Here is a 22,747-nt window from a genome sequence, read left to right as displayed (position 1 = left end):
CCCTCGGTCATCGTCAATGGGACCAACCTCCGGTTCCGTCCCAATCGGGTCGGATGGCCTGGCAGGATGACCGAACCACTTGCCGAAGACGAGGGCATCGACGTCGCAGCTTCTCGCGTGGTGTGGGCATAGGGAGCGACGACTCAGCCAGGGAGCTGATGTGGACGAGCAGAAGATCGTGCAACGCAATCTCGCGTTGCAACGAGAGTGGTATGGCGAGCCACTCGGTGACCGGGTGCGAAGGCTGGTGGTGGCGTATCGGATCTCGCAGGCGCAGCTCGCCGATGTACTCGGGATCAGTGCGCCGATGCTCAGCCAGGTGATGAGCGGGAGACGGGCCAAGATCGGCAACCCCGCCGTGCTGGCCCGGCTCGTGATGCTGGAGCGCCGAGCGCTGGGTCGGGACGTCATCGCCAGCGATCGGGAAGCCATCCAGCGGGCCTTGGACGAGGTGCGCAACTCGCGGCCCACGGTGGCCAGGGGCGAACTACAGATCAACGAGGGCAACCACACCGACATCGTCGCCCAGGTCCTCGGCCAGGCCGCGAGCTTCGACGAACTGATCGAGGCGGCGGAGCTGCTCGGCGGCCGGTTCCCGAAGCTGGCCCGGGTATTGCGTGACGCGGCTCGGGACTGAGCGGGACTGACCGGATGCGGGCGTTCACCGCACTGTGGCCGTCCGAGCACGTCGTCGACGACCTCGCGGCCGCGCTGCAGGCGGTGCGGGACCGGTCGGGGGCTCCGCAACCCGGTTTGCGGTTCGGCTCGCTGTCGAAGTGGCATCTGACACTGTGCTTCCACGGTGAACTGGCGGACCCCGCTGCCGAGGCGCATCGGCTGCGAGCCTCGGTGCGCGATCTGCCTGCCCCTCGGCTGCGCCTCGCCGGGGCAGGTACCTTCCCGGGCGTCCTTTGGGTCGGTGTTCGGCCGGAAGGCGAAGCCGATTCCGAGGCGTTGACGTCATTGGTGACAGCGGCGGGCGGCGAACCCGATGACTATCGACCGCACCTGACCCTGGCCCGATGGGACCGGCGGCGCCCGAAGCCCGCCGACCTGGTGGCTGCGCTCGCCGACTATGCGGGGCCGGTCTGGCAGCCTGCAACGGTGGCGCTTCTCGCCAGTGGAGCCGGTGACACCGCAGAGTTCACCAGCCTGGCCGAGTTCCCGTTGGAAAGGTGATCGCCGCGTCGGCCCTCCTCGGAGCCTGACAGCGACGCCGACCGCGACCCGGCGTCTTGACTAGGCCTCAACTCTCCTCGCCATGCTGGCTCCGTTCGCTCACTATGCGGTGTCCCCGGGACATGCCGGTCTGTAGGGTCGGCGGGCGCAGGTACCGTCGCAACCAGGCGCCCACGTGCGCGATCAGGTCGTCGAAGTCGTCGGGCAGGGTACCTCCGCTCATCTGCAACACCCCTTGGGCGATGCCGGTGGCTAGGACGTTGCGGACGACGGCCGCCTGGTCTGCCAGACCGCCGTACGTGCTGGAGGTCTCGTCCGAGCCGGTCACCGGGATGTCGATGTCGAAGGAGTCCACGATCGACTGGATGAACTTGCGGGCGTCGGCGGCGGCGACGCCCTCCAGGGTGTCCCGGACCCGCGTCCACACGTTCTGGTCCTGGTTGGCGGTGTCGGCACCTTCGGTCGCCCGCTTCCGCACATCCTCGATCAGTTTGTCGTCGTCCTCGAAATTCCTCAGTAGGGGCGAGAGTTGCCGGCGGACACGGTTGATCGACTGATTGGCGACGCTCTCGCCTGCCCACAGGTTGTACGGGTTGTTCGACAGCAGGGCCATCACCCGGGTGATGGTCTCGGTCAGTTTGTTGCGCAGCTGCTCCGAGTTCGTGCTGCTGGTCTCCGAGCCCGAGGGGGAGGGGCTGCGGCTGGTCACGACGCCGCTCATGGCGCTGTGCTGACTCGAACCGTCCTCCTGCGACTGCGGGGCGCTCGTCATCTCCACGTCGCCAGCCGAACCGGTCTCCGACTTCACGGCTTCGAATTCGACCCAGGTGCTCTCCGATACCAGTACCTCGTTGAGCCGACGCATCCGGCCATGGATGTCCTCGCCGGGCGCCAGCGCTTGGTTGAAGACGTTCTGAAACGCGTCGCGCAGAATGTGCCACGCGATGATGTGCCTGCGGTCCTCGTTGTCGGCGGTCACGATCTCGTTGGCCGTGTCGTCCCAACCGGGACGTCCGTGCATCTCCACGCGGGCCCCGAGGCCAGCATCCGACGTCGTCGCGGTCGTTACCACTCCCAGGCCACCGCTGTGGTTGCTCCGCTGGTGCACGAGCCAGTTCATCAGCGAGTCGGTGAATGGCCTCAGGATTCGGTCGTCGGCGATCTGCGGGAGGCGCTGTAACTCCGTGAGCTCTTGCACCGCCGCGCCGAGGGAGCCACCGCTGTCCGGCATCACGTACACGTTGCGGGCGCCGTAGGCCATGAGTATCTGGTTGCCGCGCAGCAGCTCACCCCAGGTGATCGTGGCCAACCCGAGGTCCGCGTCCAGCCGGAGGTCACTCGCCCGGCCGCTGTTGGTCGTCGCGGACCGGGTGCCGTGGTCCCCTGTGGGGATGGACACCGGGACGCGGAGCTCCGTCTGGGCCAGCCAGGTCTCGATGGCGTTCGTCTCGGCCTGAGGGGTGTCCGGCTGGACGTTGGAGATCCAGGCGCGCTGGACCGCGAGCCAGCGCGAGCCGCTCCCGTACCCTCGCGCGGGTGCCCGCTGGGCCGCTACGTCGGCGCCCCGGGCGGGCACCGGACCGGCAAGCGCGGTCGTCGCCGCCGCTTCGGCGGCGCGCTCGAAGGCGTCCGAGGGATCGCTGACGGACAGGCCTGCGCCGTTGTCGCTCCCCGGCACCGGTCCCAGACGCTGCTGCTTAACATGTTCCAGCTCATGGGCGATCGTGTGCCGGTCGCCACCGCCCTCGCCGATCACGATGTGCTCGCCGGAGGTGTACGCCCGGGCGTCTATCTGAGCGGCCGACCGCCGCGCCGTCACGCCGTTGTGCACCCGCACCGTGGAGAAGTCCGCGTCCAACCGTGCCTCCATCTCCTCCCGCAGCGGCGTGTCGAGAGGGGAACCGGGCTGGTCGAGGACGTTCGCGACCTCGGGGGCGGGCGCGGTCGGGCCGGACGCGCGCTGAGCGGCGATCAACTCTGCCACGGCTCGGTTTCCGATGGTCCGTTGCAGGGCCAGGGCATTCTGGGAGGAGAGCGCCGCCCGTCCGTGCGGCGCGGCGGCCTCGACCTCGGCACCTGGCTGCCGCCGCCCTGTCTCTGCGGCGGCCTGCGGCTCGGCCTCCCGGTGGCGTCGGACGCGTGGCATCGGTTCCTCCGTTGCCTGCGGGACGGGTAGAGCAGGCCCGATCCACCGTGCCACGCGCCCCTCCGTGCGGTAAGGGCCGCAGGGGCAGAGCCCCTGCCCTTAGCGCCGGCCGCATGCCTGCAGCGGTCGTACTCCCCGTGCGCGGCCACGAAAGCGGCTTCACCCGGTGTCTGGTCGGACCGGTTGCTGTCGGCGAGGCAGAAGTCGGTGATGTACGTGCCGCGTCCGCCGGTCATGATGTTGCGGAAGTGGCCGTCGAAGTGCCTCAGGCCGATGGTGTCGAGCTGTTCCAGCCTGGCGAGCAGGCTGTGTTCGACGGTCCACAGTGCGGCACCGGGTACCTCGTTCCCATCGTGGGCCGGGCGGTGAGCTACCGCGTCACGGCGGGTCGACGGCCAGTCGATAGCCGCGTTTGACGACGGTCTGCACCAGACGCGGTTCGCCCAGCGCCGTGCGAAGCCTGCCGATCGCGGTCTCCACCGCGTGTTCGTCCCCACCACTGGGCAGTGCGGCGAGCAGCCTGCGTCGGGGCACCACCCGTCCCGGAGTGGCGGCCAACGCGCGGAACACCGCCATCGGTGCGCGCGCGACCGGCCGCAGCCTGCCGTCGACCACGGCGGCGTGTCCTCGGAGCTCGACATCCCTGGCGGCGATGCGCAACCGGCCCGCCCTGGCAGGCAGGGTCACCGCCAACTCGCGGACCAGCGCGCCGATCCTGGCGCGTTCCGGGCGCACCACCGGCACCGCCCTGGCGACCAGCGGCCCAGCACAGATCGATCCGACGCAGGCCACCAGCACATTCCGGCGGAGTTCGGCCAGCAACGACTCCTCGCGTTCGGTCGTCGAGGCCACCGCCAAGAGGTTCACCGCTGCGGGCGCGCTGGTGAACGTCAGCGCGTCGACCTGCTTGGTCAGGACCGCATCCACCAGCCGATGCAGCGGCCCCGGATCCACCGGCGGTTCCCAGCGATACACCGGGACCTCCACGACCTCGGCGCCCGCGTCCCGCAGCGCGGCGACGAAGGCTGGCAACGGCTCGCCATGCAGCTGCACGGCGATGCGCTGGCCCGACACCCCGGTTGCGAGCAGGTGACGCAGCATCTCGGCGTTGCTCTCCGCCGGGGGCGACCACGTCTCGATCAGCCCGGCGGCCCGCACCGCGCCCCGCGATTTCGGACCCCTGGTCAGCAAGCGGGCCGCGCCCAGCCTGCCGAGTAAGCCGTTGCCGAGGCCCCAGCCCTCGGCGGCCTCCAGCCAACCCCGGAACCCGATGGCGGTCGTCACCACCACGGTGTCCACCGGCGTCCGCAGCACCGCCTCGGTGGCCGCCCGCAGCCGCACGTCGTCCGCCAACGGCGTTATCCGGATGGCTGGCGCGTGTACGACCAACGCGCCCTTGCGCTCCAACAGCGCGATCAGTTCGTCGGCTCGCCGCGCGGCCGTCACTCCCACCGTGAACCCGGCCAACGGCAGCAGCTCGCCGACCTCGGTCGCCTGGTGTTCGGTCATGGACAGCCGACCTGGATGGTGCCCGCGACGACCCGGACCGGATGGGTGCGCACCGAGACAACCGGATCGTCCAGACAACGACCGGTCGCCAGGCAGTACACCTGCTTGTGCATCGGCGAGGACACCACGGGATCGCCCGCGCGGTCTCCCACGATGCCCCTGGCCAGTACCCCCGCCCCGCTGCGCGGGTCGACGTTGTCCAGCGCGAAGAGCCGATCGTCGTGGGTGCGGAACACCGCGACCTGGCTGCCGTCGGGCAACAGGGCGGCCACGCCGTGCTCGCTGGGCAGCACGTCCAACGGGCAGACACTCAGCCAGGTCGTCTCAAGGATTGCGGTCATGAGCGCTTCACCTCCGGTACACCGAGAAGCACCGGCACTCGTTGGCCGCGCTCCTCACGGAATGAGATGGACGGGTCCGGTGCCTCCGGCGCGTTCACGAAGGAACTGAATCTGGCGAGTTTGTCCGGATCGTCCAGGACGCCCCGCCATTCGTCGACATAGTCGGTGACGTGGGTGGCCATCGCGGCCTCCAACTCGGCGCCGATCCCAAGGCGGTCCTCGACGAGCACCGCGCGCAGGTGGTCCAGTCCGCCGTCCATGGCCTCGATCCACGCGGCGGTGCGCTGCAGCCGGTCGGCGGTGCGGACGTAGAACATCAGGAACCGATCGATCAACCGAACGAGTTCCTCGGTGTCGAGGTCGGTCGCCAGCAGCTCGGCATGTCGTGGGGTGAACCCGCCGTTGCCACCGACATAGAGGTTCCAGCCCGCCTCGGTGGCGATGACCCCGACGTCCTTGCTCCGTGCCTCGGCGCATTCCCTGGCACAACCGGAGACCCCGGCCTTGATCTTGTGCGGCGCGCGCAGTCCTCGATAGCGCAACTCCAGGTCCACCGCGAGGGTCACCGAGTCCTGCACGCCGAACCGACACCAGGTGGAACCCACACAGGACTTCACCGTGCGCAGGGCCTTGCCATAGGCGTGTCCGGATTCGAAGCCCGCATCCACCAGCCTGCGCCAGATCAACGGCAGTTGGTCGACGGTCGCGCCGAGCAGGTCGATGCGTTGTGCTCCGGTGATCTTCGTGTACAGGCCGAAATCCTTGGCCACCTGCGCGATCACCAACAGGCGTTCGGGGGTGATCTCCCCGCCGGGGATCCTCGGGACCACCGAGTAGGTGCCGTTGCGTTGGATGTTGGCCAGATAGCGGTCGTTGGTGTCCTGCAGCCCGGCCTGTTCGCCCGCCAGCACATGCCCATTGCCCAACGAGGCCAGGATCGACGCCGCCACCGGTTTGCAGACGTCGCAGCCGCGCCCGCGACCATGCCGGGCGATCAACTCGCTGAAGGTTCGCAACCCGGTCGATCGGACGATCTCGAACAACTCCGCCCTGGTCTGGTCGAAGTGCTCGCACAACGCCCGCGACTGCTCCACGCCGCTCTCGGTGAGCATCCGCTTCAACAGGGGGACGCACGAACCGCAGCCGGTACCCGCCTTGGTGCAGCTCTTCAACGCAGCGACGTCCGCGCAACCCGAACCGATCGCCGAGGTCAACGCGCCCTTGGTGACCGCGTGACACGAGCAGATCTGAGCCGAGTCCGGCAGCGCGGCCGTGCCGACCGGCGCCGCCCCGCCCTCCGGGGCCAACAGGGCCTCCGGCGGTGCGGGCAGCCGTGCGCCGACCAAGGGGCGCAGCAGACCGTAGGCGCCCGCGTCGCCGACCAGGATCCCGCCGAGCACCGTCGAGGCGTCGTCGGAGACGACCAGCTTCTTGTAGGTGCCCGCGACCGGGTCGTTGTGCACCACTGTCAGGGCACCGGGCGCCTCGGCGTGGGCGTCGCCGAAACTGGCGACGTCGATGCCCAACAGCTTCAGCTTGGTGGCGGTGTCGGCCCCGCCGAACTCGGCCGCCCCGTCCAGCAGCCGATCGACGACGACCTCCGCCATCGCCAGCCCCGGCCCGACCAGGCCGTACACCCGACCCGCCACACAGGCGCACTCGCCGACCGCGTAGATCGAGGAATCCGAGGTCCGACAAGCCGCGTCCACGACGATGCCGCCCCGCTCGCCGACCGCCAATCCGATGCGGCAGGCCAACTCGTCCCGAGGTCGCACGCCCGCCGAGAAGATCACCAGCGACGTGTCGATCCGGGTCCGGTCGGACAGCAGCACGCCTGCGATCCCGCCGTGCTCGCCCGGCGTCACCTGTTGGATGGAGACACCGGCGTGCACGGTGACGCCGAGCCGTTCGATCTGACCGCGCAGCATCGCCCCGCCGCCCTCGTCGATCTGCAGGGGCATCAGCCTCGGCGCCATCTCGACGACGTGTGGATGCACCCCGAGGGTCCGCAGGGCACCCGCCGCCTCCAAACCGAGCAACCCGCCGCCGACGACCACCCCGGACTCGGCGTGCTCGGCGGCGACGCGGATCCCGTCGAGGTCCTCGATGGTGCGATAGACGTGACAGCCGGGGAGATCGTGGCCAGGAATCGGGGGCACGAAGGGTCGGGAGCCCGTCGCGAGCACCAGCGCGTCGTAGTGCCGTTCGACGCCGTCCCGCGTCGTCACGGTCCTGGCGGTCCGGTCGATGTCGGACACCGCGTCGCCCAACCGGAGTTCCACGGCAGGATCGTCGGCGAACTCCGCGCCGGCCAGCCGCAACTCCTCCGGGCGCCAATCCCCGACATAGGAGGACAGCGCGACCCGGTCGTAGGCGGGCCGTGGCTCCTCGGCCAGGATGACGATCCGCCACGCACCCGTGACATCGCGGTCGCGAAGCGCCCTGGCCACCTGGTGCCCGACCATCCCGTTGCCGACGACGATCAGCGTCCGCGTCATGGAAGTCCCCTCTTTCGCCCGGCGTCCCCTCATGCTCGTCGCGGGCCGTGTCCCGGTGAGGTCTCCGGTGTTGCATGACCGTTAACGGATGCTCCCTTCGCAGGTGACGGCCAGTGCGGAGCGGGTGATGACCTGCCATTCGGCGGGGTGGGGATCCGGCGGACGCCGCAACGGGGCGGGGTGCGGATCCGACCTGGCCGGGGTCGGACCCGATCGGCGCGCCTCAGACCCGCGCGGCCGCCAGACTCGGTACCCGCGAGACCAGGACGCTCCGGCGCAGATAGCACCACCAGGTGACGGCGAGACACAGTCCGTAGAAGACGATGAAGCCGTAGAGCGCGGACTCGATCCCGCCACTGCCCGCGATCGACACGGCGAAGCCCCGGTTGACGAAGAACCCGCCGAACGCGCCGACGGCCGAGGCGATGCCGATCGCCGCGGCCGCCTCCCGTTTGGCACGCGGGGCGGCCACCGAACGATCGACGCCCTCGGACTCCTCCTGTCGGGCTCGTGCACTGAAGATCGCCGGGATCATCCGGTAGGTGGAGCCGTTGCCGATGCCGCTGGTGACGAACAGCAGCAGGAACGCGCCGAGGAACCACTCGAATCGCCCGCTGTTCAAACCGCCGACCACCGCCAACGCCGCGAGGCCCATCGCGAGGAACGTCCACGCCGTGACCCGCGCACCGCCGAACCGGTCGGCCAGCCAACCGCCGAACGGACGGGCCAGCGATCCCACCGCGGCACCGATCCACGCGAAGTACGAGCCCGCGACGGCTGGGAACTGGGTGGAGATCAACAGCGGCAGCGCGGCGGAGAAACCGATGAACGATCCGAAGGTGCCGATGTAGAGGAAGGACATCACCCAGGTGTGCCCGCGCCGCGCGGCCATGATCTGCGCCCGGAAATCCGACTTCGCCTCGACGAGGTTGTCCATGTACAACAGCGCACAGATCGCCGCCGCCACCACGAAAGGCAGGTAGAACAGCCCGGCCCAGGCGAGATTCACCCCGGTGCCCAGCGAGATCACCACCGGGATGATCAGCTGCATCAGCGCGACACCCAGATTCCCGCCCGCCGCGTTGAGACCGAGCGCGAAGCCCTTGCGGGCCTCCGGATAGAAGAAGCTGATGTTGGCCATGCTGCTGGCGAAGTTGCCGCCGCCCACGCCCGCGGTCGCTGCCGCGATCAGGAACATCCAGAACGGCGTCTCCGGGTTCGACACACAGAGCACCAACAGGGCCACCGGGAGCAGCAGTAACAGTGCGCTCACCGCCGTCCAGTTCCGGCCGCCGAACCGGGGGACCGCGAAGGTGTAAGGCAGCCGCAGCGCCGAGCCCAGCAGGTTCGGCACCGCCACCAGCCAGAAGAGCTGATCCACCGAGAAGGTGAAGCCCGCCGACGGCAGCGCGACCACGACCACGCTCCAGATCGACCACAACGCGAAGCCCAGGTGCTCGGCGAAGATGGAGAAGATCAGGTTCCGCCTGGCCACCCGGGCGCCCGTGCGCGTCCAGAACTCGGGGTCCTCGGGATCCCAGTGCTCGATCCAACGACGACCCCGTCGCCCGCGTTCCGCCATCACACTCATCTTCTCGCCGACCTCCTGTTGCCCGCATCCGTGATCCGCCCGCGTCGGGTCCCCGTCCTCGCCGAAGCACCCCGGCGACGCCGCGCCCGATCACCCGGCCGCCGCAGACGCTATGAAGCGCTCGTTACCACCCGATGACCCGGGATGACCGGCGGACGAATTCCGTTGCACCTGGGCAGCAGGCCCGCTGCGCGGGACACCGTCGGCCCGCTGGCCGCTCACGATGGGAGCGCCTATGAACGGTGCAGGACGGACCCGACGCACCGAAGCGGATCAAGGGGCGGATCCTGCCAGTAGGCGGATCATCCGCAGCGGGGGCCCGAAGGAGGTCCCGAACCGGCACGGCGACCTCGACCTCCTACGCCTCGCTTCAGCCGACGCCTGCCGAGGTCGTGGCAGGCTCGCGGTCCGACAGCCAACTCAGCACCGAGCACACGTCCTCGCGGCAGCCGCCGCAGCCGGTGGTGGCCCTGGTCTGATCGGCGATGTCGGGCACCGATCGCGCACCCGACTCCCACGCCTGCACCAACTGGTCGCGCCGCACCGAGTTGCACCGACACACCACGCCGTCGATGCCGTGCTCGCCGCCGTTCTCGGCGGGCAACGCGCGGCCCAACAGCAGCGCGAGTCGATCCTCGGGAACCCTGGCCTGCCGATCGAAGAGCCTCGTGATGGTCGCGGCGGCGTCCGGGGCACCCAGCAGGATGGCCCCCGCGATGCGTTCGTCGCGCAACACCAGCTTCGCGTAGCGGCCCCGCACCGGATCTTGAAGACACAGCACCTCGGAATCGGGGGAGTCCACCGGCACGTGGACCTCGCCGAGCGCGGCCAGATCGACATCGCGGGCCTTGAGCCGGGTCACCGTCGTCGTGCCGGTGTATCGGGCGCTCGGATCCGCACCGGTCAGCAGATCGGCCAACACCGGCGCCTGTTCCCAGGCCGACTGCACCTGGCCCGCCAGGCCGCCGGGATGCTGAGCGCAGTCACCCAGGGCCGCGATCCGAGGATCGTCGGTGCGCAGCAGATCGTCGATCAGGACGCCCCGATCCACCGCCAACCCGGCCTCCCGGGCCAGACCCACCGACGGTCGAACCCCGGTGGCGACCACCGTGAGCTCGGCGGGCACCGTCGTGCCGTCGGCCAGCAGTAGTCCGACCCCCGGACGATGCGCCACCGCAGGCACTCCGAGTCGGAACCGGACGCCCAACCCGTCGAGTGTTCTGACCAGTACCCGGCTGGCGTCGGCGTCCAACTGTCGCTGCATGAGCTGGGAGTCGGGGTGGACCACGGTCACCTCGACGCCTCGGCCCGCCAATCCTCTGGCGGCCTCCAAACCCAACAGTCCGCCGCCGAGCACGGCCATCGGACCACCGGCCCGGACACCCGCCGTGATCCGCGCACAGTCCTCCAGGGTGCGAAACGGCACCACGCCGTCGCCGAGACCACCGTCGGCGCCGCGTAGTCCCGGCAGCTCGGGCAGCCAGGCGCTGCTGCCGGTGGCCAACACCAGGTCGTCGTAGGGGACACTGCCGCCGTCATCGAGACGGATTCGCGCCGCGCTGCGTTCGATGGCCGTCACCCGGGTACCGCGCCGCAGGTCGACCAGGTTGCGCAGGGCCCAGTCCTCGTCCTGCAGCAGCACCGCGTCGGCGGGTAACGAGCCCGCCACCACGCTCGAGAGCAGCACCCGGTTGTAGGCGGGATGCGGTTCCTCGCCGATGACGGTCAACGCGACCCGGTCGCCCGCCGGATCACGCCTGCGGATCTCCTCGGCCAGTCGCGCCCCGGCCATCCCGTAGCCGACCAGCACCACCTGACGACGACTCATTCGAACTCTCCCTCGCTTGGGGCGGAGGCGGCATCGAGACGAGCCGCGCAGACCTTGAAATCGGGCATGCGGCTCACCGGATCGAGCACCGGATTGGTGAGCAGATTGGCACGTTGGGTCTCGGCGAAATGGAAGGGAAGGAAGACCACGTCCAGCTGCATCGACGCGATGCAGCGCACCCGCGCCAGCATCTCGCCGCGCCGGGACCGGACCCGTGCCAGCATCCCGTCGGACAGTCCGGCCCGTGTCGCGGTATCCGGATGCACCTCGACGTGGGCCTCGCCCGCCGCCGCGTTGAGCTCCGGGATCAACCGGGTCTGGGCACCGGACTGGTATTGCGCCAGGACGCGGCCGGTGGTCAACACCAGCGGGAACTCGGCGTCGGTGGGCTCGGCGGCGCCCCGATGGTCCACGGGCACGAAGCGGGCGCGGCCGTCCGGGTGGGCGAAGGCGTCGAGGAACATCCGAGGCGTCCCCGGATGCTCCGGGGCGGGCACCGGCCAGTACAACGCCTCACCGGCCCGCAGCCGGGCATAACTGATTCCCGAATAGTCGGCGGGCCCGCCTGCCGAGGCGGCGCGCAGTTCCTCGAACACCTCGGCGGGCTCCACCGGGAATCGGTGGGCGGGCTGTCCGAGCCGGACCGCGAGACCGTGCAGGATGTCCAGGTCGCCACGTACCTCCGGCGGTGGGTCCAGCGCCTTGCGCCGCAGCAGGACCCGGCCCTCCAGGTTGGTCATCGTGCCGTCCTCCTCCGCCCACTGCGTCACCGGCAACACGACGTCGGCCACCGAGGCGGTGTCGGAGAGGACCACGTCGGCCACCACGAGCAGATCGAGTGCGGCCAGCCGCTGTTGGACGTGGGCGGCGCGCGGCGCCGACACCACGGGGTTGCTCCCGAAGACCAGCAGCGCTCGGGGGCCGTCCGGTCGGCCGAGCGCATCGAGCAACTCGTAGGCCGAGCGACCGGGGCCGGGTAACTCCGCCGGATCCACTCCCCACACCTCTGCCACCTGGGCGCGGGCGACCGGGTCGTCCAACCGGCGGTAGCCGGGCAGCTGATCGGCCTTCTGGCCGTGTTCCCGACCACCTTGACCGTTGCCCTGGCCGGTGAGACAGCCGTACCCCGAGCCGGGCATACCGGGCAGTCCCAGCGCCAAGGCCAGGTTGATCCACGCCGAGACCATGGCCGAGCCGTTCGCGTGCTGCTCGGTGCCCCTTGCGGTCAGCACGTAGGCCCGTTCGGCGCCGCCGAGAAGCCTGGCCGCCCGATGTTGATCCGCGGCGGCCACCCCGGTGACGCGTTCGACCCGCTCCGGCCACCAGCCCGCGGCCACTCGCCAGGCCTCGGCCAGGCCCGTGGTTCTGGCGGCCACGTATTCCTGGTCGACCAGCCCCTCTGACACCGCCGCGTGCAGCAGCCCCAGGGCCAAGGCCAGATCGGTGCCCGGAGTCGGCTGGAGATGCAGTGCGGCCTGCTCGGCCGTGGGAGTCCGGCGCGGGTCGATGACGATCAGACCGCCGCGTTCGGCCACCGGACGCAGGTGACCCATGAACGGCGGCATCGTCTCGGCGGGGTTGGCGCCGACCAGCAGCACCGCGTCGGCCTCGTCGAGGTCGGTGACCGGAAACGGCAACCCTCGGTCCAGCCCGAACGCTCGATTGCCCGCAGCGGCCGCCGAGGACATGCAGAAGCGGCCGTTGTAGTCGATCTGCGAGGTGCCCAACGCCACCCTGGCGAACTTGCCCAGTAGATAGGCCTTCTCGTTGGTGATCCCGCCGCCGCCGAACACCCCGACCGCGTCGGGGCCGTGGTCGACACGCAATCGCCGCAGCTCGGCCGCGATCCGGTCCAGCGCCGTCGACCAGCTCACCGGTTGCAACGGGGCATCCCGTCTCGGCCTGGCCAGCGGCGTGCGCAACCGGCCCGGCGAGGTGAGCGGGACCGCCGAGGTCCAGCCCTTCTGGCAGAGCCCACCCCGGTTCGTCGGGAACTCCCTCGGCGTGACGGCGACCGAGGCACCGGCGGGCGTCGCCGTCATCGCGCACTGCAGTGCGCAGTAGGGACAGTGGGTGCCGACCTCGGCGGTGGCCTGGGACATCGTGTCTACTCCTCGGTGGCCCGGTCGGCCTTCTCGGACGAAGTCGCCTGATGATCTTGCCGGTATCCTTGTCGGGCCGGTGCTCGCGGCATCGCGGACCGATGGCGACGGCGATGCGGCCTCCGACGTTAGGCACCCGCTGTTACTCGGACATGGCGGTGCGTTTCCAGTAGACGAAATCGTCTTCGCTGGCCTTGACGGTCGGTGGTGAGGTCGTTTCGGGGACCGCCTGCTACCCTCGGACCTCGGGTCCGGCTGCGTTCCGTGGCGGCCGTGACCGTCTTCCGTCGGCCTGGTTCACTCGGTCGGTGCTCACGGGGTCGTCGCCTCCAGGGGTTGCGTACCCCCTCTGCCTGATCCAGCAGGCCACTGCGGAGCCGCACGGAACCCGGATATAAGGAGACACCAGATCGTGGCACTGTCCACTGCCGAGAAGAAGCAGGTCCTCGCCGAGTACGGCGTGCACGAGTCCGACACGGGCTCCCCGGAGGCTCAGGTCGCGATGCTGACCAAGCGCATCACCGGCCTCACCGAGCACCTGAAGCAGCACAAGCACGACCACCACTCGCGTCGCGGCCTGTTGCTGCTGGTCGGTCGCCGTCGTCGACTGCTCAACTACCTTACGAAGGTCGACATCGCGCGTTACCGTTCATTGATCAGCAGGCTCGGCCTGCGTCGTTGACGTGAATCTCGGCGGGGGCGGCCTGCTCGGCCGCCCCCGCCGAGGGCAATAGAGATAGAGAAACAGCCGTCACCGCACGAACGACACCCTTCGGGAACAGTTCGCCGGTCCTCGGTAGTGGTTCTCGGGACACGAGGTCCCGCGGACTTCGATCGATGACCGGCCACGTTCGAACCTGCTCCCGTGTCAGTGCGCGCTCGGCTCACGATATGAGGAGAGAACTACGTGACAGACACTGATTTCACCGAGACCACCGCGACCATCGACAACGGTCGCTTCGGTACTCGGACGGTCCGTTTCGAGACCGGCAGGTTCGCCCGCCAGGCGGCGGGAAGCGTCGCCGCCTACCTCGATGACGAGACCATGCTGCTCTCGGCGACCACCGCGTCCAAGCACCCGAAGGAGCACTTCGACTTCTTCCCGCTGACGGTGGACGTCGAGGAGCGGATGTACGCCGCGGGTCGCATCCCCGGTTCGTTCTTCCGTCGGGAGGGCCGCCCCTCCACCGACGCCATCCTGACCTGCAGGCTCATCGACCGGCCGCTGCGTCCCTCGTTCGTCGAGGGTCTGCGCAACGAGGTCCAGGTCGTCGTCACCGTGATGAGCCTCAAGCCGGGCGAGCTCTACGACGTGCTGGCGATCAACGCCGCATCGGCGTCCACCCAGCTCTCCGGCCTGCCCTTCTCGGGTCCGGTCGGCGGCGTCCGGGTCGCGCTGATCGAGAAGCAGTGGGTGGCCTTCCCCACCCACGAGCAGCTCGAGGGCGCTGTGTTCGACATGGTCGTCGCGGGCCGGATCGTCGGTGACGACGTCGCGATCATGATGGTCGAGGCCGAGGCGCCGGAGCACGTCCTCTCGCTCATCGAGAAGGACCAGCCCGCGCCGACCGAGCAGATCGTCGCCGAGGGTCTGGAAGCGGCCAAGCCGTTCCTGCGTGCGCTGTGCGAGGCCCAGCAGCAGCTGGCCGAGGCCGCCGCCAAGGAGACCGTGACCTTCCCGCGCTTCCTCGCCTACGAGGACGACATGTTCGAGGCCGTCGAGCGGGTGGCCACCACCGAGCTCGCCGAGGCGCTGACCATCGCGGGCAAGCAGGAGCGCGAGTCGCGCATCGACGAGGTCAAGGCGCGCACGCTCCAGGAGATCGGTCTCGGCGAGGGCGAGGCCTTCCACGGACGGGACAAGGAGGTCGGCGCGGCGTTCCGCTCGTTGACCAAGAAGCTCGTCCGCAGCAGGGTCCTCCGCGACAAGATCCGGATGGACGGCCGAGGACTGGCCGACATCCGAAGCCTGTCCTCCGAGGTCTCGGTGATCCCCCGGGTGCACGGCTCGGCGTTGTTCGAGCGGGGCGAGACTCAGATCCTGGGCATCACCACGCTGAACATGCTGCGTCTCGAGCAGAACCTCGACACGCTCGCGCCGGAGACCACCAAGCGCTACATGCACCACTACAACTTCCCGCCCTTCTCCACGGGTGAGACCGGCCGCGTCGGCTCGCCCAAGCGGCGGGAGATCGGCCATGGTGCGCTCGCCGAGCGTGCCCTGATGCCCGTGCTGCCCTCGCGTTCGGAGTTCCCCTACGCGATCCGGCAGGTCTCCGAGGCGCTGGGCTCCAACGGCTCCACCTCGATGGGCTCGGTCTGTGCCTCGACGCTGTCGCTGCTCAACGCCGGTGTGCCGCTGAAGGCGCCGGTCGCGGGTATCGCGATGGGCCTCGTCTCCGACGAGGTCGACGGCGAGACGCGCTACGTCGCGCTGACCGACATCCTCGGCGCCGAGGACGCCTACGGCGACATGGACTTCAAGGTCGCAGGCACCAAGGACTTCGTGACGGCGTTGCAGCTGGACACGAAGCTCGACGGAATCCCCTCCGAGGTGCTCGCGCAGGCGCTGCGGCAGGCCTACGACGCCCGCGTCGCCATCCTCGAGGTCATCGCCGAGGCCATCGACCGCCCCGACGAGATGAGCCCCTTCGCCCCCCGGGTCACCAGCGTGAAGATCCCGGTGGACAAGATCGGCGAGGTCATCGGCCCGAAGGGCAAGATGATCAACTCGATCACCGAGGAGACCGGCGCGGACATCTCGATCGAGGACGACGGCACGATCTACGTCGGCGCCGTCGACGGTCCCTCGGCCGAGGCCGCGGTGGACAAGATCAACGCCATCGCCAACCCGCAGCTGCCCAAGGTCGGGGAGCGGTTCCTCGGCACGGTGGTCAAGACGGCCGCCTTCGGTGCCTTCGTCTCGCTGGTGCCCGGCCGTGACGGTCTGGTGCACATCTCCAAGCTCGGCGGCGGCAAGCGCATCGCCAAGGTGGAGGACGTCGTCAAGGTTGGCGACAAGATCCGCGTGGAGATCGCCGACATCGACAACCGGGGCAAGATCAGCCTGGTGCCGGTGGCCGACTCGGAGAACACCGAGAACGGTGCCGCACCGGCCGAGGGCGCCGCTTCGGGCGCCCAGCCTGCGGAGTCCACGACGGCGTGACGATTCACGACACGACGGCTGCGGGTCCCCTCGGGGCCCGCAGCCGTCGTCACCTCACCGAGAACGACGCGGGCTTCGTCGGACACCGGCAGGACGCGGACACCACGGTTCTGTTGGACTCCGACGACACCGGGCGCATGGTGCGTCGCACGGTCCTGCCCAACGGCCTGCGGGTGGTCACCGAGCGGATGCCCGGACTGCGTTCCGCCTCCGTCGGGATGTGGGTCGCCGCAGGTTCCCGCGATGAGACGGGACCCGAGGCGGGTGCCGCCCACTACCTGGAACACCTGCTCTTCAAGGGCACCCGACGTCGCACGGCCATCCAGATCGCGGAGGAGGCCGACGCGGTCGGTGGCGAGCTGAACGCGTTCACCTCCAAGGAACACACCTGCTACTACGCCCACATGCTCGACGAGGACCTGCCACTGGCGGTGGATCTCGTCTGCGATGTGGTCTTCGACGCGCTGCTGACCGATCACGACGTCGACGTCGAACGGGGTGTCGTGCTCGAGGAGATCGCCATTCGGGACGACGATCCCGAGGATCTGCTCCACGATGCGTTCAGCGCAGCGCTGCTGGCCGATCACAGCCTCGGCAAGCCGGTGCTGGGCACCGAGGACTCCATCGGCGCCATGACCCCCGAGTTGTTGCGCACCTTCTATCGGCGCAGCTACACGCCGCCGAGGATGGTGCTGGCGGTCGCGGGCAACGTCGAGCACGACGAGGTGTTGCGCCTGGTCGATCGCGCGTTGCGCGGCCGCGAGCACCCGCTCGCCGCTCCCGCCGCGCCCCGTCGTGGCCGGGCCGAGATCACCCAGTCCCGTGAGCTGGTGCTGCATACCGACGAGACCGAGCAGGCGCACCTGATGCTCGGCATGCCGGGACTGGACCGACACGACGGTCGACGACACGTCCTCGGTGTGCTCAGCGCGGCGCTCGGCGGCGGCATGAGCTCCCGGCTCTTCCAGGAGATCCGGGAACGGCGCGGACTGGCCTACTCGGTGTACTCCTCGGACGCCTGCTACTCCGACGCGGGCAGCCTCTCGGTGTACGCGGGATGCCAGCCCGCCCGCCTCGGCGAGGTCGCCGGGGTGGTCCGCTCGGTGTTGGCCGAGGTCGCCGACGGTGGTCTCACCGACGCCGAGGTGGCCAGGGGGCGCGGTCAGCTTCGTGGCGGATTGGTCCTCGGCCTGGAGGACAGTGGATCCCGGATGACCCGACTGGGCAAGCGTGAGCTGAACTTCGGGATCCAGCTCGGGGTGGACGAGCAATTGCGCCAGATCGAGACCGTCGACGCCGAGGCGGTGGCCGTGCTGGCCGCCGACTTGCTGCGACGTCCGATCAGCGCCGCGGTCGTGGGCCCGTACGCTCACGTTGACGAACTGCCCGTCGAGGTGCGCGAGGTGACGAGATGAGCGGGGCCGAGACCGTGGGTGAGCCGATCAAGGTCGGCGTGATCGGTGGCCGGGGCCGGATGGGTTCCGAGGTCTGCCGAGCGGTGGAAGCCGCCCCCGACCTGACGTTGGTCTCGGTCGTCGACGTCGGGGACCGGCGCGAGGACCTGGTCGACGCCGGTGTCCAGGTCGTCGTCGACTTCACCCATCCCGACGCGGTGCTCGACAACATCCACTTCTGCATCGAGCAGGGCATCCATGCCGTGGTCGGCACGAGCGGGCTCGATCAGCAGCGGTTGGACGCGATCCGGGACAGTCTGCGATCGCGGCCCGAACTGGGCGTGTTGATCGCACCGAACTTCGCGATCGGCGCGGTGTTGATGGGCAGGTTCGCCGAGATCGCGGCCCGACACTTCGAATCGGTCGAGGTCATCGAGCTGCACCACCCCAAGAAGGCGGACGCCCCCTCGGGGACGGCCGATCACACCGCTCGGGCGATCGCCGCCGCGCGGCGGGCGGCCGGGCTCGGCGCCGCACCGGATGCCACCACCAAGGAATCAGCAGGGGCGCGGGGTGCCGAGGTCGACGGGGTTCGAGTGCACTCGGTGCGGCTGGCGGGCCTGGTCGCGCACCAGGAGGTGCTCTTCGGCACGGAGGGCGAGACGCTGACGCTGCGACACGACTCGCTCGACCGGAAGTCGTTCATGCCCGGCGTGCTGCTGGCAGTACGCAAGGTGTCGACCGTGCCCGGGCTGACCGTGGGTATCGAAGGGCTGCTGGAGTTGTGATCACCGCTCGTCGAATGGCGGTCTTACTGACCGCCGTGCTCGTGGTCTACCTGTGGTTGTTGGCCGATCGGGCGTTCATCCTGATGGGCTCCGGTGATCCGGTCGCCATCGTTCTCGGCGGCTCGATCCTCGTCCTGCCCGTTCTGGGATTGTGGATGGTGATCGCGACGTGGCGTTTCGGTGTCCGCACGGCGGCGCTGGGGGAGCAGCTGGCCGAGGAGGGCGGGCTGCCGGACAGTTCTGATCTGCCCAGGATGGCCTCGGGCCGGGTCGAGCGAGAGGCCGCCGACGCGTGGTTCGAGGAATGGCGCAGCGAGGTCGAACAACGGCCGAAGGACTGGCGGGCCTGGTTCCGACTCGCGCACGCCTACGACGTGGCCGGTGACCGGCGGCGGGCCAGAGAGGCGATGCGCCGGGCCGTCGACCTGGCGAACTGATTCAACTCGGCAACCGATCGGCCTGCGCTATGCGGATCCGATCGGCGCGCTACAACGGCGACCCGGTCAGAACCACCACGCCCCCAGTACCCCGGGGACCGAGGCCACCAGCGAGAAGCGGACGAATCGTCCCGCCAATCCGGTGGCGATGAACAGACGGAGCGGGACTCGTGCCACCCCGGCGACCACCGAGACGGCGACGAACGGCGGCAGACTGACGAACGAGCTGGTCAACAACACGCCTGTCGTCCAGACCGGCCGGTCGTGACAGGCCGATCGGAAACCGTCTAATCGCCTCGCCCAGCGGCCGGACGGCTTCTTCTCCCGGTGCAGGAACTTCGGTAAGCCCACCGTGCCTCGGCCGACGAAGTAGTAGAGCAGCTTGCCGAGGATCTGACCGGAGGCGACCACCAGGGCGAGTTGCCACCACGAGGTCTCCGGTTTGTTGAGCATCAGCGCGACGATGAACAACTCGATGCTGATCAGCGGAAGCACCGCCGAGAGAACCGAGACGCCGAAGGCTGCGGACATGATGGAGAGCCACGAGAGCATCGTTCGAGGTAGTCCAGCTTCGGCGAGGTGAGCGTGACGGACTCTAACTCGTGGGGCCACTGTGGCGCCGGCTATTCGACGACGTGGAAATCCAAGCCGCCGGTGAGCCGCAACTCCCGGATCGTGCGCTCGCCGGTGTCGAGGGTCCGCGACAGCCCATCCGGTGCCCAACCCGCCGTCTTGAAGAAGGCCAGCGAAGCGGCGTCGGCGATCGGTACCCAGGTGATGCCCCGCGTCGCCCCGCGCGCCCGCAGTTGCTCGCCCGCCGCCAACAACAGCCTGCCGCCGTGGCCACGACGTCCCCACCTCGGTTCCACCAGCAGCGTGGCGATGAGGCCGGTCTCGGCGGCATCGGGCGCAGGCGTTCCGGCGGCGTCGGCGGTCTCGGCGGCGGGTGCCTCGCCGACCACGCAGAACCCGACGGTCCACGATCCTTCCATCGCGACCGACACCAGCGTCGCCTCGTCGTCGATCGCCTCGCGCCACGATGCCTCGGCGGCTCCGACGTCGAGACCGTCGAGAACCGAGGCGGGCAGGATGCGGGTGTAGGCGGCCCGCCAGGTGTCGTACTGGATGCGGGCGATCTCTGCTGCGTCATCGGGGAGTGCCGGGCGGACGGCGGCGTGTGCCATGCGCGTCAACCTATCGCCCTCCCAGAGCAGCGTTGGCCACCGGTCGTGTGGGGGTTGGCGTGGCTGCACTCGCAGTACCGCCATCGACTCGCAGCGCTTCCCGGTGGAACCGGACACGCCTGCTGCCGCAGGGAAGGCGACGCGCTTCAGACGTCGATCCCAGCCCGACCGCGCACGTGCTGTCGGTGTCGGTGTCGGCCGGCATCATGCGCGTGGTGCAGACCGTCACCGCCGATGCCGCCCGCCGAACCGCGCTCGCCGCGCAGGGATTCACCGATCGACGTCCGAACGGCGAACCGACCCGACGCCATCTCAAGCGCGTGCTGGAGCGGGTTCGGCTGCTCCAGCTCGACTCGGTCAACGTCGCGGTGCGCGCCCATTACATGCCGGTGTTCAGCAGGCTCGGCCCGTACTCCCGCGAGCTGCTCGACGCGGCGGCCTGGTCGCACAGCGCGGCCCGCCCACGGCTGCTGGTGGAGCAATGGGCGCACGAGGCGAGCCTGTTGCCGCCCGAGGACTGGCCGTTGCTGCGATGGCGCATGCGCCGCTACGCCGAGCGCTACGGGGCACACCAGGAGGTGGTGGATCAGCGGTCACCCGGGCTGTCCGCCGAGATCCTGGCTGCGGTGGCCGAGCTCGGCCCGATCAGCGCGGGCGAGTTGGAGCGCGCGATGGGAGCGACCGGGACCGCCGCCAAGGGTGGGTGGTGGAATCGGTCGGACACCAAGAACACCTGCGAGTACCTGTTCGGCATCGGCGCGTTGACCACCGGCACTCGGCGCGGTTTCGAGCGTCGCTACGACCTGCCGGAGCGGGTGCTGCCCGCAGCCGTCCTCGCCACGCCGGAGCCCGAGCCGGCGGATGCGGCCAGAGAGTTGATCGTGCGCTCCGCAGAGGCGCTGGGAGTGGCCACCGAGCCCGACCTGCGCGACTACTACCGGCTGCCGCCCAAGGCTTCCCAACGGGCGGTGGCCGAGGCCGTCGAGTCGGGTGCGCTGGAGGAGGTGGCCGTCCGAGGCTGGACGCGACCCGCCTATCGGCATCCCGAGGCCAGGACCCCGCGCACGGTGACCGGTCGGGCGCTGCTCTGTCCCTTCGACCCGCTGGTGTGGCGGCGCGAGCGAGCCGAGCGGATCTTCGACTTCCACTATCGGATCGAGATCTACGTCCCCGAGCCCAAGCGGGTCTTCGGCTACTACGTCTTCCCGTTCCTGCTGGACGGGCGACTGGTGGCACGGGTCGACCTGAAGGCCGATCGACAGGCGGGTGTCCTGCGGGCACAGGGCGCGTTCGCTGAGGACGGCGTCGAGGTGCCGCGGGTCGCGGCCGAGCTGGCCGAGTCACTGCGGGAGATGGCGGATTGGCTCGGCTTGGACGGGGTGCAGCTGGGAGGACGCGGCGACCTCATCGGCCCGCTGGCCGATTGTCTGCGTCCGGTGCGCCGGTCGGTCAATCCGACACCCTCGATCGAGACCATCACGGCGGTGTCCGAGACGACGGGTGCGCCCACACCCACGGCGGGGGCCATCCCGGGTCGGCCGACGGGCTGAGAGCGGAACCGGGGTAGCCGTCCGTCGTGGACGGCTACCCCGGATGGTCACTGGTCAGCGAGCCGCCGCGCGAGTGATCAGCGCGTTGCCCGCCCCGGTGCGGGCCCGTAGCGCCACGGCAGGCTTCTCGGCGGGCGGGGTGTTGGAGACCGCGAGTTCGGAGCGCGCGGTGCCACCCGGGGTGGCCACGTCCAACTCGGCGTCGACCCCGGCTCGGATACCGACCCTGATGTCACCGGAGCCGCTGATCACCTCGAGCCTGCCCTCGACCGCCTCGGCGATGCTCACCGCGCCACTGCCGGTGCGCACGGACAGGTTGTTCTGTGCCACACCGAGCCAGACGTCGCCGGTCCCGGTGTTCACCGTGGCCGGTCCGGTCACCGAGGCGATCTCGAGATCACCGGTGCCGACGCGGACCGTCAGACCGTCGTGCAGTTCGCCGAGCTTCACATCACCGGTTCCGCCGTGGACGGATGCGTGCCCGTCGGCCCGTTCGACACGGACCCGACCAGCGCCGGTGTGCACCTCGACGCGGTCCGCCGTCCCGGTGACGGTGATGTCGCCGGACTCGGTGCGCGCCACCACCGTCGAGCCGTGCGGCGCCCGGATCCGCGCGAGGAAGGCGACCTGGCGCAGCGCCATGTCCTTCGGGGTGCGCACCAGGACGCGACGTCCGATCGCCTCCAGCCGGGTCGCCCGGATGGCGGTGCCGGGCAGATCACGGATGCGTTCCTCGTTGATCTGCTCGCTGACCCAACCGAGGAAGTCGTGCAGCCCGCTGATCAACGGGGACTGCTCGGAGGGATCGTGGCGCACCTCCACGGCGACCCCGGGTTCATCGCTGAGCGTGACCTCGATGTGGCCTGCCGCGATGAAGGCGTCGATCTCCGCCGGGCCGTCCGTCGCGAAGTACTGCGTTCGGATCGGGGTGCTGGATGCCTGCTCGCCGGAGCCCTCGGTGTCGGGCTGCTCCGTGGAATCGGTGATCTCGGAGGTCGAGTCGGTGTTGTCGTTCTTCTCGCTCTCGGACATGT

Annotated in this window: 18 protein-coding genes; 8 read left to right on the top strand and 10 right to left on the bottom strand. The window is 69.7% G+C overall.

Annotated features, from left to right (window positions below; all coding sequences use genetic code 11):
* Window positions 1-160: 160 nt before the first annotated feature.
* Both BKA25_RS17980 and BKA25_RS17975 read left to right on the top strand, forming a co-directional pair.
* The gene (locus tag BKA25_RS17980; RefSeq protein WP_069848136.1) at window positions 161-637 is read left to right on the top strand and encodes a helix-turn-helix domain-containing protein; all 477 of its coding nucleotides are present in this window, start codon (window positions 161-163) and stop codon (window positions 635-637) included.
* A 14-nt stretch (window positions 638-651) separates the two neighbouring features.
* Window positions 652-1,179, top strand: coding sequence for a 2'-5' RNA ligase family protein (locus BKA25_RS17975; protein WP_069848138.1), 528 nt, complete (start codon window positions 652-654; stop codon window positions 1,177-1,179).
* 67 nt (window positions 1,180-1,246) lie between these two features.
* Here BKA25_RS17975 and BKA25_RS27390 read toward each other — a convergent pair whose 3' ends face one another.
* The 7 genes from BKA25_RS27390 to BKA25_RS17940 form a co-directional block, all read right to left on the bottom strand.
* Window positions 1,247-3,325: an eCIS core domain-containing protein gene (locus BKA25_RS27390; RefSeq protein ID WP_069848140.1), complete on the bottom strand. Its 2,079-nt coding sequence runs from the start codon at window positions 3,323-3,325 to the stop codon at window positions 1,247-1,249.
* A 378-nt stretch (window positions 3,326-3,703) separates the two neighbouring features.
* Window positions 3,704-4,834, bottom strand: coding sequence for a uroporphyrinogen-III synthase (locus BKA25_RS17965; RefSeq protein WP_069848142.1), 1,131 nt, complete (start codon window positions 4,832-4,834; stop codon window positions 3,704-3,706).
* Complete coding sequence (gene nirD / locus BKA25_RS17960; protein WP_069848144.1) at window positions 4,831-5,175, bottom strand: nitrite reductase small subunit NirD; 345 nt, start codon at window positions 5,173-5,175, stop codon at window positions 4,831-4,833. The genes BKA25_RS17965 and nirD overlap by 4 nt, the downstream gene beginning before the upstream one ends.
* A complete protein-coding gene (gene nirB, locus BKA25_RS17955) occupies window positions 5,172-7,673 on the bottom strand; it encodes a nitrite reductase large subunit NirB (RefSeq protein WP_069848146.1) in 2,502 nt (833 codons plus the stop codon). The genes nirD and nirB overlap by 4 nt, the downstream gene beginning before the upstream one ends.
* Window positions 7,674-7,896: 223 nt before the next feature.
* Window positions 7,897-9,264, bottom strand: a complete 1,368-nt coding sequence (locus tag BKA25_RS17950) for an MFS transporter (protein ID WP_069848148.1) — start codon at window positions 9,262-9,264, stop codon at window positions 7,897-7,899.
* A 370-nt stretch (window positions 9,265-9,634) separates the two neighbouring features.
* Window positions 9,635-11,092: an FAD-dependent oxidoreductase gene (locus tag BKA25_RS17945; protein WP_069848150.1), complete on the bottom strand. Its 1,458-nt coding sequence runs from the start codon at window positions 11,090-11,092 to the stop codon at window positions 9,635-9,637.
* The gene (locus BKA25_RS17940) at window positions 11,089-13,194 is read right to left on the bottom strand and encodes a molybdopterin oxidoreductase family protein (RefSeq protein WP_069848152.1); all 2,106 of its coding nucleotides are present in this window, start codon (window positions 13,192-13,194) and stop codon (window positions 11,089-11,091) included. The genes BKA25_RS17945 and BKA25_RS17940 overlap by 4 nt, the downstream gene beginning before the upstream one ends.
* Window positions 13,195-13,606: 412 nt before the next feature.
* On the opposite strand from BKA25_RS17940, the gene rpsO reads away from it, so the two are divergent.
* The 5 genes from rpsO to BKA25_RS17915 all read left to right on the top strand — a co-directional run bounded on the left by rpsO (window position 13,607) and on the right by BKA25_RS17915 (window position 18,979).
* Entirely contained in the window at window positions 13,607-13,876 is a 270-nt protein-coding gene (rpsO, locus tag BKA25_RS17935) for a 30S ribosomal protein S15 (RefSeq protein ID WP_069848154.1), read from the top strand.
* A gap of 225 nt (window positions 13,877-14,101) precedes the next feature.
* The gene (locus tag BKA25_RS17930; RefSeq protein ID WP_069848156.1) at window positions 14,102-16,360 is read left to right on the top strand and encodes a polyribonucleotide nucleotidyltransferase; all 2,259 of its coding nucleotides are present in this window, start codon (window positions 14,102-14,104) and stop codon (window positions 16,358-16,360) included.
* 137 nt (window positions 16,361-16,497) lie between these two features.
* Entirely contained in the window at window positions 16,498-17,775 is a 1,278-nt protein-coding gene (locus BKA25_RS17925) for a M16 family metallopeptidase (RefSeq protein ID WP_084643612.1), read from the top strand.
* Window positions 17,772-18,542, top strand: a complete 771-nt coding sequence (dapB, locus tag BKA25_RS17920) for a 4-hydroxy-tetrahydrodipicolinate reductase (RefSeq protein ID WP_069848158.1) — start codon at window positions 17,772-17,774, stop codon at window positions 18,540-18,542. The genes BKA25_RS17925 and dapB overlap by 4 nt, the downstream gene beginning before the upstream one ends.
* 14 nt (window positions 18,543-18,556) lie before the next feature.
* Window positions 18,557-18,979: a hypothetical protein gene (locus BKA25_RS17915; RefSeq protein ID WP_221312363.1), complete on the top strand. Its 423-nt coding sequence runs from the start codon at window positions 18,557-18,559 to the stop codon at window positions 18,977-18,979.
* Window positions 18,980-19,045: 66 nt separating this feature from the next.
* Here BKA25_RS17915 and BKA25_RS17910 read toward each other — a convergent pair whose 3' ends face one another.
* Together BKA25_RS17910 and BKA25_RS17905 are read right to left on the bottom strand one after the other, a co-directional pair.
* Window positions 19,046-19,510 carry a VTT domain-containing protein gene (locus BKA25_RS17910; protein WP_236750621.1) on the bottom strand — a complete coding sequence of 155 codons (465 nt, stop codon included), beginning with the start codon at window positions 19,508-19,510 and terminating at the stop codon, window positions 19,046-19,048.
* 92 nt (window positions 19,511-19,602) lie between these two features.
* Window positions 19,603-20,163 carry a GNAT family N-acetyltransferase gene (locus BKA25_RS17905; RefSeq protein WP_069848162.1) on the bottom strand — a complete coding sequence of 187 codons (561 nt, stop codon included), beginning with the start codon at window positions 20,161-20,163 and terminating at the stop codon, window positions 19,603-19,605.
* Between the two features lie 206 nt (window positions 20,164-20,369).
* Here BKA25_RS17905 and BKA25_RS17900 point away from each other — a divergent pair, with 206 nt between their 5' ends.
* On the top strand, window positions 20,370-21,713 hold the full coding sequence (locus BKA25_RS17900; protein WP_157421378.1) for a winged helix-turn-helix domain-containing protein: 1,344 nt from the start codon (window positions 20,370-20,372) through the stop codon (window positions 21,711-21,713).
* A gap of 54 nt (window positions 21,714-21,767) precedes the next feature.
* Here the strand turns inward: BKA25_RS17900 and BKA25_RS17895 are convergent, their stop codons facing one another.
* Window positions 21,768-22,745 carry a DUF4097 family beta strand repeat-containing protein gene (locus BKA25_RS17895; protein WP_084642781.1) on the bottom strand — a complete coding sequence of 326 codons (978 nt, stop codon included), beginning with the start codon at window positions 22,743-22,745 and terminating at the stop codon, window positions 21,768-21,770.
* Window positions 22,746-22,747 lie beyond the last annotated feature (2 nt).

It is taken from the genome of Actinoalloteichus hymeniacidonis (genome assembly GCF_014203365.1).
Classification (GTDB): domain Bacteria; phylum Actinomycetota; class Actinomycetes; order Mycobacteriales; family Pseudonocardiaceae; genus Actinoalloteichus_A; species Actinoalloteichus_A hymeniacidonis.
Note: the sequence above shows the minus strand (reverse complement) of the source record. Positions and strands in the feature narration are given on the sequence as shown.